This is a genomic window from Bradyrhizobium sp. SPXBL-04 (assembly GCF_051853035.1).
Taxonomy (GTDB): Bacteria; Pseudomonadota; Alphaproteobacteria; order Rhizobiales; family Xanthobacteraceae; genus Bradyrhizobium; species Bradyrhizobium zhanjiangense.
The window spans coordinates 5,549,745-5,566,591 of sequence record NZ_CP182472.1; the positions used below are offsets into that span (position 1 = coordinate 5,549,745).

The 16,847-nt window shown below is 61.8% G+C and carries 16 protein-coding genes and 1 pseudogene; 5 read left to right on the top strand and 12 right to left on the bottom strand.

What is annotated here, in order from left to right:
* Nucleotides 1-102 precede the first annotated feature (102 nt).
* Nucleotides 103-495: a hypothetical protein gene (locus tag ACNJX8_RS26460; protein ID WP_439357274.1), complete on the top strand. Its 393-nt coding sequence runs from the start codon at nucleotides 103-105 to the stop codon at nucleotides 493-495.
* A gap of 345 nt (nucleotides 496-840) precedes the next feature.
* Here the strand turns inward: ACNJX8_RS26460 and ACNJX8_RS26465 are convergent, their stop codons facing one another.
* The 11 genes from ACNJX8_RS26465 to ACNJX8_RS26515 form a co-directional block, all read right to left on the bottom strand.
* A complete protein-coding gene (locus tag ACNJX8_RS26465) occupies nucleotides 841-1,965 on the bottom strand; it encodes an amidinotransferase (RefSeq protein ID WP_439357275.1) in 1,125 nt (374 codons plus the stop codon).
* Nucleotides 1,966-2,250: 285 nt separating this feature from the next.
* Complete coding sequence (locus tag ACNJX8_RS26470) at nucleotides 2,251-2,469, bottom strand: hypothetical protein (protein WP_439357276.1); 219 nt, start codon at nucleotides 2,467-2,469, stop codon at nucleotides 2,251-2,253.
* Nucleotides 2,470-2,747: 278 nt separating this feature from the next.
* Nucleotides 2,748-3,602 (bottom strand): SDR family NAD(P)-dependent oxidoreductase, encoded by an 855-nt coding sequence (locus ACNJX8_RS26475; RefSeq protein ID WP_128945440.1) that lies wholly within the window; start codon nucleotides 3,600-3,602, stop codon nucleotides 2,748-2,750.
* A 566-nt stretch (nucleotides 3,603-4,168) separates the two neighbouring features.
* Nucleotides 4,169-5,593, bottom strand: coding sequence for a TRAP transporter large permease (locus ACNJX8_RS26480; protein ID WP_439357277.1), 1,425 nt, complete (start codon nucleotides 5,591-5,593; stop codon nucleotides 4,169-4,171).
* Nucleotides 5,590-6,153: a TRAP transporter small permease subunit gene (locus ACNJX8_RS26485; RefSeq protein ID WP_091887550.1), complete on the bottom strand. Its 564-nt coding sequence runs from the start codon at nucleotides 6,151-6,153 to the stop codon at nucleotides 5,590-5,592. Before ACNJX8_RS26485 ends, ACNJX8_RS26480 begins: the two co-directional genes overlap by 4 nt.
* Nucleotides 6,154-6,265: 112 nt before the next feature.
* Nucleotides 6,266-7,372, bottom strand: coding sequence for a TRAP transporter substrate-binding protein (locus ACNJX8_RS26490; RefSeq protein ID WP_439357278.1), 1,107 nt, complete (start codon nucleotides 7,370-7,372; stop codon nucleotides 6,266-6,268).
* Nucleotides 7,373-7,700: 328 nt separating this feature from the next.
* Nucleotides 7,701-8,408, bottom strand: coding sequence for a hypothetical protein (locus tag ACNJX8_RS26495; protein ID WP_439357279.1), 708 nt, complete (start codon nucleotides 8,406-8,408; stop codon nucleotides 7,701-7,703).
* Nucleotides 8,405-8,842 (bottom strand): acyl-CoA thioesterase, encoded by a 438-nt coding sequence (locus ACNJX8_RS26500; protein ID WP_439357280.1) that lies wholly within the window; start codon nucleotides 8,840-8,842, stop codon nucleotides 8,405-8,407. Before ACNJX8_RS26500 ends, ACNJX8_RS26495 begins: the two co-directional genes overlap by 4 nt.
* The gene (locus ACNJX8_RS26505; protein WP_439357281.1) at nucleotides 8,842-9,750 is read right to left on the bottom strand and encodes a fumarylacetoacetate hydrolase family protein; all 909 of its coding nucleotides are present in this window, start codon (nucleotides 9,748-9,750) and stop codon (nucleotides 8,842-8,844) included. The genes ACNJX8_RS26500 and ACNJX8_RS26505 overlap by 1 nt, the downstream gene beginning before the upstream one ends.
* 51 nt (nucleotides 9,751-9,801) lie before the next feature.
* Nucleotides 9,802-10,905 (bottom strand): cupin domain-containing protein, encoded by a 1,104-nt coding sequence (locus ACNJX8_RS26510; protein ID WP_439357282.1) that lies wholly within the window; start codon nucleotides 10,903-10,905, stop codon nucleotides 9,802-9,804.
* Between the two features lie 44 nt (nucleotides 10,906-10,949).
* Entirely contained in the window at nucleotides 10,950-11,153 is a 204-nt protein-coding gene (locus ACNJX8_RS26515) for a hypothetical protein (RefSeq protein ID WP_439357283.1), read from the bottom strand.
* Nucleotides 11,154-11,265: 112 nt separating this feature from the next.
* Here ACNJX8_RS26515 and ACNJX8_RS26520 point away from each other — a divergent pair.
* The 4 genes and pseudogenes from ACNJX8_RS26520 (at nucleotide 11,266) to ACNJX8_RS26535 (ending at nucleotide 16,102) form a co-directional block, all read left to right on the top strand.
* Nucleotides 11,266-13,424 (top strand): annotated as a pseudogene (locus tag ACNJX8_RS26520) (thiamine pyrophosphate-dependent enzyme).
* Nucleotides 13,421-14,989 (top strand): indolepyruvate oxidoreductase subunit beta family protein, encoded by a 1,569-nt coding sequence (locus ACNJX8_RS26525; RefSeq protein WP_439357285.1) that lies wholly within the window; start codon nucleotides 13,421-13,423, stop codon nucleotides 14,987-14,989. Before ACNJX8_RS26520 ends, ACNJX8_RS26525 begins: the two are co-directional and overlap by 4 nt.
* 139 nt (nucleotides 14,990-15,128) lie before the next feature.
* The gene (locus ACNJX8_RS26530) at nucleotides 15,129-15,620 is read left to right on the top strand and encodes a MarR family winged helix-turn-helix transcriptional regulator (RefSeq protein ID WP_439357286.1); all 492 of its coding nucleotides are present in this window, start codon (nucleotides 15,129-15,131) and stop codon (nucleotides 15,618-15,620) included.
* Complete coding sequence (locus tag ACNJX8_RS26535; protein ID WP_128934731.1) at nucleotides 15,620-16,102, top strand: MarR family winged helix-turn-helix transcriptional regulator; 483 nt, start codon at nucleotides 15,620-15,622, stop codon at nucleotides 16,100-16,102. The genes ACNJX8_RS26530 and ACNJX8_RS26535 overlap by 1 nt, the downstream gene beginning before the upstream one ends.
* Before the next feature lie 4 nt (nucleotides 16,103-16,106).
* Here the strand turns inward: ACNJX8_RS26535 and ACNJX8_RS26540 are convergent, their stop codons facing one another.
* Nucleotides 16,107-16,835, bottom strand: coding sequence for an SDR family NAD(P)-dependent oxidoreductase (locus ACNJX8_RS26540; protein WP_439357287.1), 729 nt, complete (start codon nucleotides 16,833-16,835; stop codon nucleotides 16,107-16,109).
* Between the last annotated feature and the right edge of the window lie 12 nt (nucleotides 16,836-16,847).

Here is a 16,847-nt window from a genome sequence, read left to right on the forward strand (position 1 = left end):
TCCTACTGCTTTGGGTCGTGCCTACAGTTCTCGTTATCGGTGGCGTCAGCTACTATTTTATTCGTGTCGTGCACTAACCCTGTTGTTTTGATTATTCGGGCGATGCTGAGTGGCGCCTCGTTCGACGCCTTGGCACTGCCGGAAGCCGAAGGCTGCTCGCCTTTCCATCGTTGTGCTGCCTTTCGCCAACTTTGCTGGCATCTGTTGCAGATCTTCGACACGCCGATCAAGATGATGGACTTTCCAGCTTTAGCAGGGCGCTCGATGGCACTCGCAATCGATCTCCGGGCCGATAACGTTTCCGCTTTCGAAATCGAACGGCTATGGGACCAAGTTGCTGCCTTTGAGGACAAGCCGTCGATGCGTACCTTGGCGTACCGACCACATCTGACATTCGCGATCTATGACCGAAATCGAAGAGAAGACGGCGTGGAATGCGATGCTGTCCGCGAGCGCAGGCGGAGTGCAATTGCCTATCGCATTCAGACGAATTAAGTGGTTCGTAGGCCCACCACTTGTGCTGTGGGCTGAGCCCGAAGCAAACGAGATCATTGGAAGGTGGCACGCTTCAATCAGCGCCGCCATCGACCCGGCCCATTGTCGGCCACATTATCGGCCAGGCGCCTGGACCCCCATTGTACACTCGGCACACGTATCGCCGACACAAAGACCAAGGACGCCATTGCCTTTGCGAAGTCCTTCGACCGATGTATCGAAGTGATTTTCGATGTGGTGGATTGCGTCGTCTTCCCACCCGTACGGGTCATTGCGCAACGGGAGCTGCCGAAGGGTATTCCCTAAGTTCACGACTGCACCGTCAACCGGACGGAAGGTCGGCGCTCAAAAATAACTTTGCAACGTGCCGCACCGCCGGATGTCGAGGGTGGCGCAATGGAAGGCTCCGCCAAATGCGGCATAATGTAAGAACTCGCAGGGAATGGGCTCGAATCCCCAATTCTCCAACGCACGCATTGTTGCGGTATGATGCGGATCGACGATGACTCGCTTCTCGTCCACCATCAGCACGTTCATGTTGAGCCATTTCCCACATAGCGAGGTAATCCTGAGCATAGGATCGGTTATCGGGTCGGGCTCCGGAGCCACGAGGATGTCCCATTTTTTCAAGACGGCCGGAAGTTGGTCGACGTCAATGTATTCGGGATTGATCAGAATCTTGCCGGGCCCAAGCGGCAGAATGGTGGTATCGATGTGCATCGGAGTGGGACAGCGGCTCTTGATTTCATGAATGCGATAGCCGTCGCCAAGATGCCGACGCAGCCATTCAATGCCGGACGCATTGGTTACGTTGCTGCGGGTCACGAACAGGTCGCGCCCGCAGCGAAAGAAATCGGCGGCGTCAAAGACCGGTTCAAATTCGGTGAGGATGTACGAGATCGGCTCGCCTTTCTCGGGCACGTGAAACTCTGGATCGAACAGCTCGTTCGTCAGCTGCGGCCTGGGCGCGGCGGTCCAGCGCGCGCCACGTCGGAAATAGTCCTTCAGGATCGGACGATAGGAGTGCGTTTCGAAGTAGCGACATGGCCAAACCATCGGCGTTTCAATGATCTCCCCGCCAATCACAAGCAGGCTGTCGCGCGGGCAGGAATTGCAGAAGCCCCACGAGGACCATTCCGGCGTGCCGAAGCGCTTCTTGTGGTCGACCGCTTCCGGCCGCTTTACCACGATGCCCAGCGATTGTAGCAGAGCGACAAAGTGGTCAAGCTCGCGCTGCGCGGGTTCAATCATGATCTTTGGGTAATGGAATCCTGCGAGCAGCGACTGGGCTCGCGCAGCCATGCCCGGAATGTTGCAGGTGACCACCGGATGGTCGGAGGGGATTGCCGCACCCTCGAGCCTTCCGACTATCACTTCCTCTAGCGGGTCCCACTCGTTGTGTGAGTTCACCGGAGCAGCTCGGCTCGTTGGGTCGGCTTCCGCACTGTCAGCGCGCGTGACCATGTCCATGCATAAGGCCCTCGTGCGCTACAACAGCCGCTGGCCCCAGAGGTTCCGAAGGTCGGACCACCGTGTGCCGGTTAATGGCAGAATCCCGGATGTCGCCTATGGCCCGTAGCTGACTTATTCCTTGCCTTTGAGCTAGGACCGCCTTTGAACCCGAGCCGAACAACGCTGAAGCTATTGTGACGTCAGCTGTCGACGGTAAACGGGACGCGGGGCCGCGGTTACCTCGACGGCCGCTCGTGACGCCACCAAGACTTCGGCGCGGAGCTTTTGTCTCGCATCTTGCGTTTAGGACCGCGGCGGCTCTTCGCTCGGCCCGGCTGCGTCGTCATGGATCGTGATACCCGCCGACCGCAACCCGGTCAGCAGCACAGTTCTTACAGAGGCAGGATCGAATCCAATATCCTTGGCGTTTGGTGGATGCGCCTCGCTGCCCTTCAATCGGAGCGCCAAGTGCAATTGCTCGCAAAGGTGCTGAACGACAAGATTGACCTGATCGTCAGTCATGATCTGCTTTTCCCGCTACATTTTGCTACCCAACTAGATAGCACACATGGAAATAGAGCGGTACGCGATTGGACCGTCCCAAGGATCAACCCCACGAGACTGCCCATGGCCGGGCTCCAAAATCGTCCGCCGATCGGCGCAGACCGGAAGTGACTGGCGGGCAGCTAGGCGTGTACCCATAAACCCAGCGGCGTGGTGCGAAGGCAAAGTCTGCTTTGCCCCTATAGCGGCCGAAGTTGTGCGGCACCGCAAAATGTAGCGATGAGCAAATGCGAGAGCTAGCGTCGCGGCGTTCGTCCGCGTATACGGTCGAAGCCCTGCTTGATCGCTGCGAAGCGCCTGTCGATGAACGGTTCGTGCTCAGTATCGGTGAAAATATAGGGCCAGTCGTTTTCGATGGCCTCGCGAACCAGTTCGCCCACATAGAGCGGATCAATGCCGTTGTTGATCCGTCCCTGCAATGCTCTGATGAACTCGGCGCGGGGTCCTTCTGTCGGCGGAGGATTGCCGACAGCTCCAGCAAATCGCTGCGGCACATTGCGCCGAGAGTTCATGATCTGCGTGCGGATAACGCCCGGACACAGAACGGATACCCCAATCTTCCTCGGCGCGAGCACGTTACGCATCCCCTCGGACAGCGCCACCACTCCATATTTGCTCACATCGTACGCCGGACTTGGTCCCGTAATCAGTCCGGCGACGGACGCCGTGGAAACAACCTGCCCTCCTTCGCCGTGCGCTTCGATCAGCGGACCGAAAATCTCGAAGCCCCAGATCACCGACATCAGGTTGACGCCGAGGACCCAGTTCCAGCCAGCATCAGTCCACTCACCATAGGTGCCGCCGCCGCCCACGCCCGCATTGTTGACCAATATGTGGATTCTGCCATACCGCGCGACAGTCGCGTCCGCTGCCGCCTGAAGTTCGCCTTTGAGCGAGACATCAGCTTTCACGCCATCGACATCGACGTTGGTCCGTGTCTTCAGGTCCGCGACCGCTTTCTTCAGCGCCTCTTCCTCGATATCGCAGAGCATGACCTTCACCCCCGCCTGTGACAGCGCGGTCGCGATCCCCAGTCCGATCCCCGAGGCAGCGCCTGTCACGAATGCGGTCTGTCCAGCCAAGTCTCTCATGCGCTTTCCACCTTGCGATGCTTTTGACCCAGAGCCAGGCCTTTGACAGAGAGCCCACCCTTCGGGTTACGGCCCATGGCCCAGCTACGGCTCATGGCTCTCGAGCTTGCAGTCATCTTCGAGATCGACGCCGCACTGCTCCCACACGTGGGACTCTTGAACGTTTGCCGTTGGTTCTTTCCAACGCCTTCTGCACCCGAGCGCTAAGGGTTCGAAGCTCCGCAAGTTGAGAATTGAGCGACCAGACACGTTGGTGCAGAATGACCATGCGGTCGCAGACCCCATCACGACTACTCATTTACGAGCCCCTAGAACTACAATTGCCAAAAAATGCTGACGTTGGGCCGGGAAATAAACGGGACTTTCAGGCCAACGGTAGCATCGTTTCGCGTACAAGATGTGAAACGGTACACACACGACAGAAAATGTACTCCACGCTCGGATACCGACCGATATGGCCCCTTTCTTCTGCCAAGTGTTCAATTCGCATGGGGGATGAGATGGATCGACATCCCCCCGTCATAAATCCGTAATCCTCGAGCAGCGCAGCGCACGCAGACGTCCGGCTACTTCTTTTTTGGGGTCAACCAATCCTCGTCTTCCAGGGACGGTGCTTGCTTCTGCTGCTCCAGGATTTTCCTGTACTCCTCGGGGATGACCTGACTGCGCGACGTCTCGTGCAGCGTCTGCGGGAACCAGGTCGCAATGCCGGGGAAAGCGATCATAAGCGCAACGCATAATACCTGCAGGATCATGAACTGGAACATGCCGGCATAAATCGTCGCGAGACTCCAGCCCCTGACCACCTGCTTGAGATAGTAGGCCGACATGGCGACCGGCGGCGACAGAAAGGCGGTTTGCAGCACCACCGCGACCAACGCGCCGAACCATATGAGGTCGATGCCCATGCCCTTCACAACGGGATAGAAGATCGGCAGGAACACCAGGACGATGGCTGGCCACTCAAACGGCCAACCCAGCAGAAAAATGAGAAAGAGCACGACAATCAGCATGAAGCTCGGCGGCAACTGCAGGCCGAGCATCGTCTCGGTAATCCAGTTCGCCGAGCCGAGGCGAGCGAACACCGCACCGAAGATGTTCGATGTGACCGCCAGCAACAGGACCATGCTCGACGTCGCCATCGTCGAGGTCAGCGCGCGCTGCAGTCCGGCGAACGAGAACCTGCCATATGCGATGGCCAGCACCAGAGCGCCGACGCTGCCGATGCCAGCGGCCTCCGTCGGCGTCGCAAGGCCCCCGATGATCGAGCCGAGCGTCGCCGTGATGAGACCGAGCAGCGGCAGCGTGCCGACGACCACCTCGCGCGCAATGTAGCCAACGGAGTAGATCCGCTCATCCTTTGGCACCGGCGGCCCTAGTTTGGGATTCAGGAAGGCGCGGCCCATCAGATAGACGATGTAGATGCCGGCCAGCAGGAAGCCCGGCCCGAAGGCTGCAGCATAGAGATCGGCGACCGACACCCCGAGCACCGGGCCCATCACGATCAGCATGACCGACGGGGGAATGAGAATGCCGAGCGTGCCGCCCGCCGTGATGGTGCCCGCTGAAAGCTTGGCGTCATAACCCGCCTTGGTCATGATCGGCGAGGCCATGATGCCAAGAACGGTGACGGCTGCGCCGACGATGCCTGTCGCCATCGCGAACACGGTCGAGGTCAGGATGACGACGAGGAAGAGTGCGCCGCGCACCGGCGCAAGCATCATGCGGAACGCCGTAAAAAGGCGTTCCATGAGTCCCGCCTGCTCGGTGATGAAGCCCATGAAGATGAACAGCGGCACGGCGGCGAGGAGTTCTTCCTTCATCATGCCGATGGTCTGGAAGTAGCCGAGCTCGAAGACCGTCGCGCCCATGCCCCAGTAGCCGAACGAAAAGGCGAGAAAAAGCAGCGTGAATGAGATCGGCACACCGATGAAGATCGCGCCGAGCAGCACCAGCAGCATGGCGACGCCGATGAGCGCTTCTGCGGTCATATCTCGACCTTCTCCTTGTGCTCGAGCTCGACGCCGGTGCGCGCCATGTAGATGCTCTTGATCAGTTCGGACACACCCTGAATCAGCAGCAGGAGGCAGGCGAACGGCACGATGAACTTGAACGGCCACAGCACGGGCCGCCACGGCGTCTGGTCCGAAGTCTCGTTGATCAGCCAGGCGTAGTGAAATTCGTTCCAGCTGATCAGGAACAGCATGATCAGGCTCGGGAAGAAGAAGACGACATAGGAGATCGTATCGATCCAGCCCTTCCTGCGGATCGAGAACTTCTCCCAGAAGAAGTCGGTGCGGATATGAGCGCCCTTGTGCAGCGCGTAGGCGGCGCCAAGCATGAATAGCGAGCCGTACAGCATGTATGTTGCGTCGTAGACCCATATGGTCGGCGCGTTGAACAGGTAACGCGCCCCAACCTCGTAAGCGACGGCCAGGACCAGCGGCACCGACAGCCACGAGATGATCGTGCCGGTCCGGTCCGTGAAGCCGTCGATGATCCTGATTATGGCCAGCAGTGCCGGCGGCTGCCTGCCTGTTATCTCAGCCATCCCTCGCCCCTTCCCTTGACCGTCCGGGCGGCGCATTTGCGGCGCGACGCAGAGCGGGCGCATGAGCCGCATCAATGGAGGGCGGCCTGAGCGGCCGCCCTCGGAGGAAGCCCTATTTCTCGAGAGGGAAGTAGTAGTTCGCCATGAAGGAGTACGGCGGGAAATAGGACCGCTTGTACGGCACCACGGCGCTGGCATAGGCCTTCTGCGAGTCGTGCACCTTCTTGAAGAACGGGTTCTTGGCGCTCTCGGCCGCCGCGATCTCGTCCCACTTCTTGATGAAGGCCAGCAGGATCTCCGTCGGCGTGCGCAGGATCTGCACGCCGTGCTTCTGCTGCATCTCGATCAGCGCATCGGCGTTCTGGCGCTGCCACTTGGTCCACCAGACCAGGAATGTCTCATTGGCCGCCGACTTGATGATCTCCTGATGCTGCGGGCTGAGCTCCTTCCACACATCGCCGTTGATGACGATTTCGCCGATCGTCACGTTCTCATGCAAGCCAGGCGAATAATGGTACTTCCAGACGTTGTGGAAGCCGAGCTGCAGGTCCTCGATGCCGCCGACCCATTCTGCGCAATCGATCACGCCGCGTTGCGCAGAGGGAATGATTTCTCCGCCCGGCATGTTGACCACCGTGAAGCCGAGGGCCTGCCACACTTCGCCGGCCATGCCAGTCTGGCGGCATTTCATGCCCTTCATGTCCTCGACCGTCTGGATCGGCTTCTTGAACCAGCCGAACGCCTGCGGCCCCGCAGGCAGGATGGGGAACACGACGAGGTTGAGCTTGAGCTCCTTCTGATAGAACTCATTGTATAGGTCGAGGCCGCCGCCGTGATAGAGCCAACCCATCACGTCCATGAAGTCCATGCCGAAGGTGCCGCCGGGACCGCCGGTGAACAGGATCGCGGCCTTGTTCTTGCCGGTCCAGTAGCCGGCCCACGCATGCGCTCCGTCGAGCACCCTCTTGTGGGTTGCGTCCAGCACCTCGAACGCCGGCACGACCTGGCCAGCGGGCATTGCCTCGATCTTCAGCGCGCCAGCCGACAGCTTGTTCACCCGGTCGGCGAAATAGGTGAAGTTGTCATAGAGCGTGAGCGACGCCGGCCATGTGGCCTGCATCTTCAACACTTTCGTCTGCGCGATGACTGCAGTGGTGGATAAGACAAACGCCGAAGCGATCAGGGCAACGGCGACTAACCCCAGAAACATGCGTTTCATGAGCCATCTCCTCCCTTGGTCGACGTGACCGGGGCGATCGCTTTTTCTTCGTTGTTCTTGGTCGCCTAACTTCAAACCACGTCTGCCACCATTCTGCCACCATGGCCGCAAGTTGTCATCTTGCTTTCTAGCCGCAGCAAGCGTCAGGTTACCGCAGCGTGGCGCCTTCTTGCGTCGGCCGCGCCGACGGACGTACCGCTGCTTGTTGCATCGCAGCCGATATCATGCCGACGAAGCCTTGAATGATGATCTCGGAGTCTCTCGGGCGGAGCTGCCTGCTCTATTTGTATGTTGTCCGCCGATGTCCGCTTTGCGTGCGCTCTCGGCTCTAAGATTTAGATGCAACCGTTCGCGTCAGCATCGGAAAATGCTTGTTGCCGCCTGCGAACGGCGGAAACTGAACGAAGTCCGCGCGCATGCGCTTGATCACGTCGGAGCTTAGCGCGCGCGAGAGGGCCGCCGGGCTGTCAAACACCAGCTTGTTTCGCTGCATGTGCTCGACCCGTCGCGACGGCAGCCGGTCGACCCAATCGATCCGGGTATAGATCTCGATCTGGCGGACGTCCGGGAAGGTCCGCATGATAGACGGGTGATGCTCGAGATAGTGCAGATGCCAGGCGTTGATGTCGTCCGCCGGCCCGGGATAGTGCACGAGGTAGCTGCACGGGGTGGCCTTGCCGGGGGGATGCGCGGCGACATCGACCGGAAAGGAGCGTGTCAGCATCACCTGGTGGGTGACGTCCAATCCGGTGAGGCTCGATAATCCGCCGCCGGTTGCGAGGCTGGCGAGCGCTCCGTCGCGCCCCAGCGCAGCTTCGCAAGCGAACAGATCCGGAAACCGCAATTGCAGCGCGAAGGTTGGCCCCGGACCGTCGGCCTTGTAGGGATGATCGACCGATTGCTCCAGCGGCGTGAACAGCAGGCCCTCGGTCATCTCGGTAACTGCCCCGACCAGTACTGCGACGGCATCCAGTGCGTCTGATGCGACGCGCCGTCCGCCCGTCGGGTCGACGAATGTCATGAACAAGGAGATCATGATGGCGCTGCTTCAATTTCCTCATCGACATTCAGATGCGCGACAAGCGCAGCCCGAACATCGTCGGGCCACGGAATGGCGTGGTGATCCACCAGCGAGGTTGCGGCAAGGATCTGACGGGCACGCCAGCGCAGGCCATCCGAGCCCGAGACGACATGAGCCAAATGCAGCGATGATCCGCCCACCCGGCCGATGCGCAGCTTGAACGTCAAGAGATCGCCGAACATCGATGGGCGGGAGAAATCGCAGGTGAGATGCACCGTGGGCGTGCCGATCAAGCGGAGCGTGATCAATCCGGGCCAGGGAAATCCGATCGCCTCCCAGAAATCTTCGACGACTCCGTTGAGCATGTTCAGATAGGCCGGGAAGTAGGCGATTCCGGAGGGATCGCAGTCCGCGAACCGCAGCTTGCGGTCGAACGAGAACGCCGTCATCAGATCGCGACGACCGGGTGCCGGATGACACCGACGCCGTCGACCCCGGCCTCCACCACGTCGCCCGGCCACAGCCATTCCTGCGGAGTCATGCCTGCGCCCACCCCTTCCGGCGTTCCCGTCGCGATGATGTCGCCCGGCTCCAGCGTCATTCCGGACGAAATGTCGGCAATCAGGGCCGGAACATCGAAGATCATGTACTTGGTATTGGAGTCCTGCTTCGTGACCCCGTTCTTCGTCAGCCACAGCCGCAGGTCATGTGGATCGGCAATCTCGTCCGCCGTCACGATGCAGGGGCCGAACGGCGCATAGGTGTCCATGCCCTTGGAAAAGATCCACTGCCCAGCCCGACGATTGTCGCGCGCGGAAATGTCGATCATCACCGAATAGCCGAACACGTGGTCCATCGCCTTCTCGGCCGCGATGCGCGTCGCGGTCCTGCCGATGATGACGGCAAGCTCGACCTCCCAGTCGAGCTGCTGCGTCATCTTCGCGTTGTGCTGGATCGCCGCGCCCGGACCGATCACGGAGGTCGGCGGCTTGGAGAAGACGACCGGCTGTTTCGGCAGATCCTTGTCCGTGTCCAGGCTCTTGGCGGACTCCGCGACATGCGCGCGATAATTCAGCCCGATGCCGAAGATGTTCTTGCGGGGCCGCGGGATTGGCGCCTGGAGCCTCACGTCCTCGAGGGGAACGGCAGCGCCGGCCGGCAAGCGCCCATTGGCGCTTTCGAGGCCATCCTTGAGCGCCGGCAACAGCGTCGCGTTGTTGTCGATGAATGAGAGCATGTCGTTCGGCCATGCCAGACCGCACGATGCGCCGAGGCGCTCGACATCGACGACCAGCCCGTTGACGAGCACTCCAAGCCGGGTACCGCCGGAGCCGAAGGTATAGGTCACGAGACGCATGGAAGCTTGATCCGACTCTTTCCGTTGAAATTCGCAGCGAGCAACGTGATGTCAGGCCGCCGGCTGATGGCCGGCATTGTCGCCATAGGCTTCTTCCCGATAGAGCCCGAGACCTTCGATCACAGGCAGGTCATTGAAGCAGAACAGGCAGGCGTCCTCGCTCGCGGAGGCATTGCCGTGCTCATGCCAGGCCCAGGACGGAACGCAGAAGATATCGCGCTCCTGCCATTCGAAGCGCTTGCCTGCGATGACGGAATAGCCGCTGCCCTTGGCGACCTGGTAGATGAAGCTGCCGGTGTGCCGGTGCGATGTCGTCTTCTCGCCCGGCCGCAGCATCTGCATGCTCGCGCCGATCGTCTGCATCACGTGCCCGCCGGTGACCGGATTGACATAACTCATGAGGATGCCGTCGTAAGGCGAGCCGTCGGTCGCAGCCGCATATTTCTGCAGGGCTTCGTAGGTTGGCTCCCACTCATATTTGAACATCGGCGAATAGCCCTTCGACCACGGCGCGTTCACCGGGCGAAGCCCGGGGTTGCCCCAGGTCTTGGTCATGTCGTCGACGGGGTAGCCGGACTCTTCCTGCTGGATGTTGGGATGCACCACGAAGAAATTGGCTTCGAGCGCGTTGACGAGCGGGATGTCGAGCCCGTCCTGCCAGATGCACACCGAGCCGCCGGCGTCGACCCCGTGCTCGTGCCAAGTGCCGTTTGGTGTGAGCACGAAATCGCGGGCTCCTAACGTCATCTTGTGGCCGTCGACGACGGTGTAGGCACCCGAGCCTTCCATGATGAAGCGCAGGGCCGAAGCCGAGTGCGCGTGGGCCGAGGCGACCTCGCCGGGATGCATGACCTGCAAGCCCGAATAGAGCCAGCCGACGGCTGCCGATACGTCGCGACGACCGGGATTGTTGAGATAGATCACACGGCGCCCGGCTTTTTCGGGAGAGACCAGCTCGACCGAGCGCAGCACATGTTCGCGCAGATCGCCGTAGCGCCAGAGCACGGGAACGGACGCCGATTGCGGCTGCCATGGCTCGATCTTGTTGGCGACCGTCCACAAAGCACCGGCTTCGTATTTCTCGAGATCCTTGTAATAGGCCCTGAGCTCCGGAGTATCTTCGACATTGGCCCGGCCGATCACGTTGTCGCGCATCTCATCCTCCAAGTCCTGTGCTCCAAGTCCTGTGTCGTGGCGTCTTAGGGCGTTCGTCGGATCGAAGCGTGCCATCCATTGATGGCCGTCGCCAGGGATCGACCATCCAGTTCCAAACGGAGATGGCCGGGAACATCGTCGTAGAAGGCCAACGAGATCTGCGCCGGCTTGTCGGCCATTGCGCTCGCGCTAAGATGCCGAGATGAAGCCTGCATGGCGGCAGCCTTGACGCGAGGCAGCTTGAGCATCGGCCCTACCCTGTCACTGGTCACGACCGCGCCCGAACTGGGATGGCGGCATGTCCGGCGTTGACTTACTTCATATGTAAAATTATGGTAATGCATATTTCTGGAGGACGCAATGGCTGAACGGTCTTTCGCTCGCGAGGTCGAAGATCTCCGGCTCGGCGCGGGCGACATCTTCCGTGGCGAAGGCATCCTCGCCATCACCAAGGCGCTGCTGCAATCCGGTGTGGCCTATGTCGGCGGCTACCAGGGCTCGCCGATCTCGCATCTGATGGCGTGCTGGCCGACGCCAAGGACGTGCTCGACGATCTCGGCGTCGTGTTCCAGAGCTCGGCCAACGAAGCGGCCGCCGCGGCGATGCTCTCGGCATCGGTGATGTATCCGCTGCGGGGTGCGGTGGCCTGGAAGTCCACGGTCGGCACCAATGTCGCCTCCGATGCGCTCGCCAATCTCGCCTCCGGCGGCGTCACCGGCGGCACCATGATCATCGTCGGCGAAGATTACGGCGAAGGCTCCTCCATCATGCAGGAGCGCACCCACGCCTTCGCCATGAAATCGCAGATGTGGCTGCTCGATCCACGGCCCGACCACGACTGCATCGTCAACCTGATCGAGAAGGGTTTCGAGCTCTCGGAATGCTCGAACACGCCGGTGATGCTGGAAGTCCGCGTTCGCGCCTGCCACATGCATGGAAGCTTTGCCTGCAAGGACAATGTCAGGCCGGCGTACACGATCAAGGACGCGCTCAATAATCCCAAGCGCGACGTCGGCCGCATCGTGCTGCCGCCGGCGGCCTATGAGCATGAGCAGGAGAAGATCAAGACGCGCATGCCCGCGGCGATCGGCTTCATCCGCGACAACAAGCTAAACGAATGGATGGGACCGAAGCGCGGCAAGGTCGGCATCATCATGCAGGGCGGCATGTACAACAATGTCATCCGTGCGCTGCAATATCTCGGGCTCTCGGATGCCTATGGCAATACGCAGATCCCGCTTTACGTCATGAACGTCACCTACCCCGTGATCGACACGGAAGTTGCGGAGTTCTGCCTCGACAAGGACGCCGTCCTGATCGTGGAGGAAGGCCAGCCGGAATATCTGGAGCAGGCGATCAATACCGTGCTGCGGCGCAAGGACATCCAGGCGCGCATCCACGGCAAGGACGTGCTGCCGATGGGCGGGGACTACACCGCGCAGGTGCTGCTCGGCGGTGTCAGGGAATTCCTCGAGAAGACGGAGCCGAGATTGCTCGGCAACAGGCCGCCGGCACCGGATGCCGTTCCCGTGCTCAATCATCCGGCGGTCGAGAAGCTCAAGCAGGTCGTGCCGGCCCGGCCGCCGGGCCTGTGCACCGGCTGCCCGGAACGGCCGATCTTCGCCGCGATGAAGCTGGTGGAAGAAGAACTCGGCGAGCACCACGTCTCGGCCGACATCGGCTGCCATCTGTTCTCGATCCTGCCGCCCTTCAACATCGGCGCGACGACGATGGGCTTCGGCCTCGGTCCGGCATCGACCTCCGCATTCAACGTCAAGGCCGACAAGCGCTCGATCGCGGTCATGGGCGACGGCGGTTTCTGGCACAACGGGCTGACCAGCGGCATCGGCAACGCCGTCTTCAACAAGCATGACGGTGTCTTCGTCATCGTCGACAATTTTTACACCTCGGCAACCGGCGGCCAGGACATCCTGTCGTCCCGCGCGGTCAACAAGCGGCGCAAGACCAACAATTCGATCGTGCAGGCCGTGAAAGGCATCGGTGCCCAATGGGTGCGGCAGATCGACCGCACCTATGACGTCGGCAGGATGCGCGACACGCTGAAGGAGGCGCTGACGACGAAGGATGAGGGTCCCAAGGTCATCGTCGCCTCGTCCGAATGCATGCTGAACAAGCAGCGGCGCGTGAAGCCGCAGACGAGCAAGGCGATCAAGGACGGGCTGCGTATCGTCAAAGAGCGCTTCGGTGTCGATGAAGACGTCTGCACGGGCGACCACGCCTGCATCCGCCTGTCGGGCTGCCCATCCCTCTCGGTGAAACAGCTCGACGACCCCCTGCGCGACGATCCGGTCGCCGCGATCGACAATTCCTGTGTCGGCTGCGGCAATTGCGGCGAGGTCGCCGAGGCCGCCGTGCTGTGTCCCTCGTTCTACCGCGCCGACGTCATTCACAATCCGACCCGCTGGGACAGGTTCAAGTCGAACATCGCGATGACGGTGATCGGCTGGCTGCAACGGCGGCGCGAGCGCCGCCGACCGGCGCTCGAGGCGCTGACATGAGAGACGAGACGGTTCGACTTGCGCTTCCCGCGGCCGGCGAAGCGACCGAGCGCCCGATCTCGATCGCGATCCTCGCCATGGGCGGCCAGGGTGGCGGCGTGCTGACCGACTGGATCGTCCAGCTCGCGGAGAACCACGGCTGGGTCGCGCAGTCGACCTCGGTGCCCGGCGTCGCGCAGCGGACCGGCGCCACGATCTACTACATCGAGGCGATGCCGCCGCTCGATGGGCGCAAGCCAATCCTGTCGCTGATGCCGACACCCGGCGACGTCGACGTCGTGATGGCCGCCGAATTCATGGAAGCGGGACGCTCGATCCTGCGCGGCCTGGTGACGCCGGACCGCACCACCCTGATCGCCTCCAATCACCGGTCCTTTGCCATCGGCGAGAAGATCGCGCCGGGCGACGGCATCGCCGACAACGGCGCCGTGCGAGGGGCGATCGGTGTTGCCGCCAAGGCCGAAATCATCTTCGACATGAACGCCCTGGCCATCGCACATGGCAGCGTCATTTCCGCTGCGATGTTCGGCGCGCTCGCGGCCACAAGCGTGCTGCCGTTCGACCGCGACAGCTATCTCGCGGTAATTCGCGCCGGCGAGAAGGGAGCCAAGGCGAGCGTTAGCACCTTCGAAGCCGCTTTTGAACGTGTCCGCGTCGGGGCGCCCGATGCCGCCGCAGCCCCCCGGCCGGAGAAAAACAAGCAAAGCCCCTCGCCTGCGCGCTTCGATCCCCGGCTGGCCAAACTGCTCGAACGGCTCAAACACGAGCTGCCGCAGCCCGCACGCGACCTGGCCCATGCCGGCCTGAAAAAAGTGGTCGACTTCCAGGACATCGCGTACGGCGCCGAATATCTCGACATTCTCAGTGGGCTGCACGCCGCCGATCGCAGCGCCGGTGGCGCGGACAGAGGCTTTGCCTTCACACGGATGGCTGCAAAGTACCTCGCCAATGCCATGACCTATGACGACGTCATTCGCGTTGCCGACCTCAAGACACGCTCGGCGCGCCGCGCGCGGATCGAGGGCGAGCTGGAACTGGCGCAAGGTCAGGTGCTGCAGACCACCGAATTCATGCATCCCCGCATGGAGGAGGTCTTGGGAGTGTTGCCCGCGGGCTTTGGTCGCTGGCTCGAGACCAGGCCGCGCCTGATGGGCTGGCTCGATCGCCGCATCAACAGGGGACGCCGGGTGCGGACCTATTCGCTGCCCTGGTTTCTGGCGCTCTATGTCGTGGGCGGACTGCGGGGCATGCGCCGCCGCTCGCGCCGCCACGCCATCGAGACGGCGCATCGCGACGAATGGCTCAAGGCTGCCACTGCGGCGGTCCGCACCAATTACCAGCTCGGCGTCGAGATCCTGCAATGCCGCCGGCTAGTCAAGGGCTATTCCGATACCCACAGCCGCGGCCTGTCGAAGTTCGACAGAACGCTGGCTGCGATCACGCTGGTTGCGCAGCGCGAGGACGCCGCCAACTGGGCGCGCCGCCTGCGGGAGGCGGCGCTGAAGGACGGCCCGGGCAAGCAGCTCGACGGCGTGATCCAGACCATCAAGAGCTTCGCCTCATGAGATTGACCTTAGCGCCGGATTGCCGTTCAAGCTGACGCGGGTCAGAATCGAGCTGCTTGACTGCGATTCCCGGTGCGCTAATCGGGGCTGACGATCTTCGGAATACCTCCGCCAGACGAACCGGACCCCTGGTCACGCAATGCCGGCAGCACTGAAAGAGAACACCGTTCCCCTCGGGCAGATCGAGACCCGGCTCTGGCTGCAGCTGCTGTCGCTGCACGGTGACATCTTCGCGTCGCTGAACGCGCTCCTGAACTCGGAGTTCGGCTTGTCGCTGGCGAAGTTCGACGTGCTGGCTCAACTCGACCGCGACAGGAACGGCCTCGCGCTCGGGCAGTTGTCGCAGAACCTGAAGGTTTCCGGCGGAAACGTCTCGGGTTTGGTGCAGCGTCTCCTGGCCGACGATCTCATCAGCAAGGAGATGTCCAGCGAGGATCGTCGGTCCTTCATCGTCCGCCTCACGCCGAAGGGCGAAGCCCTGTTCCGGAAGGCCGCCGACATGCACAAGAGACATCTCAGCCAAAGGCTCGAGACCATTTCGGCCGGCGAACTGGACACCGCGCTGTCGGTGCTGCGGTCGCTTTCGGCAAAAATTCGTACCCAGAGCAAGAAGCAAAGTCGCAAGAAATAATGGCGAGAGAATCCAAGAGCAGGTGGAAATCCGGCCCGCCGCGATCAAGGGACCAGCTGCAAGCCTACATCCCCTATCTGTTCAATCGGCTGGCAAATCGCTGGAACCTCGACCAGAACCGCGATCTCAGCGAGCACGGCATCAACAATGTCGTGTTTCGAACACTGTCGATCCTGTTCATCTACAAGACTCTCACCGTCAACGAGGTCGCCGTTCTCGCCGTGACCGAGCAATCGACCGCCAGCAGGATGGTCGAGTCGATGGTGTCCTCGGGTCTCGTCAAGCGCGAGATCGCCGAGGACGACCAGCGCCGCCGGGTGGTGGCGTTGACGCCGGACGGCGAGGCTCTGCTGCGCAAGATCTGGCCCATCATGGAAAAGAACTATGAGCGGCTGACCGCCGGCATCGATCCGGACGAGATCGAGATCTGCGCGCGGGTGCTCGCCAGGATGGTCGAAAACATCAAGCAGAACCAGATCTGATCCATCAGGGGCCGAGGCCGACCAGGCTGGTGCCGCCGCAGACATACAGCACCTGTCCGGTCACGAAATCCGAGCGCTCGTCGAGGAAGAATTCGACCGCGTGCGCCACGTCCTCGCGCGCACCGAGGCGGCCGACGGGGACGTTGCGCGCCATTCGCTCCTGCCGCTCGGAATCCTTGGGGATGATGCCCCAGAAATTGTCGGTCAGAATCGGGCCCGGCGCGACGACGTTCACGGTAATGCCGCTGGACGCCAGCTCCAGCGCCCATGTCCGCGCCATGCCGTGCACGCCGGCCTTGGTGGCGGAATAGGCCGAGCGGGTCACGGCGCCCATCGCCGCGCGCGAGCTGACGAACACGATGCGGCCGAAACGGCGCGAGATCATGCCTTCCAGAGCGGCCTGAGTCAGGAGCATCGGTGCGCCGAGATGCAGCTGCGCAAGCTCCAGGATGTCCTCGGGCTTCGCATCCGGCAACAGGTTCGGCAGGATGATGCCGGCATTGTGCACGAGGCAATCAATCGCGTGGTTGGCACCAATCTCCTGCGCGATGGCCCGCGCCTCCTCAAGGCTGGTCAGGTCCGCGCAATAGGCCGCGAGCAGATCGTGCGTCCAGCCCGGCTTCTCCAGCCCCACCGAGACGACGCGCTGTCCCTTGTCGACCAGCCTCTTCGCCAGCGCTTCGCCGATCCCGGAATTTCCCCCGGTGATGAGTGTGGTGCGTATCTGGCTCATGATCGCTGTCCT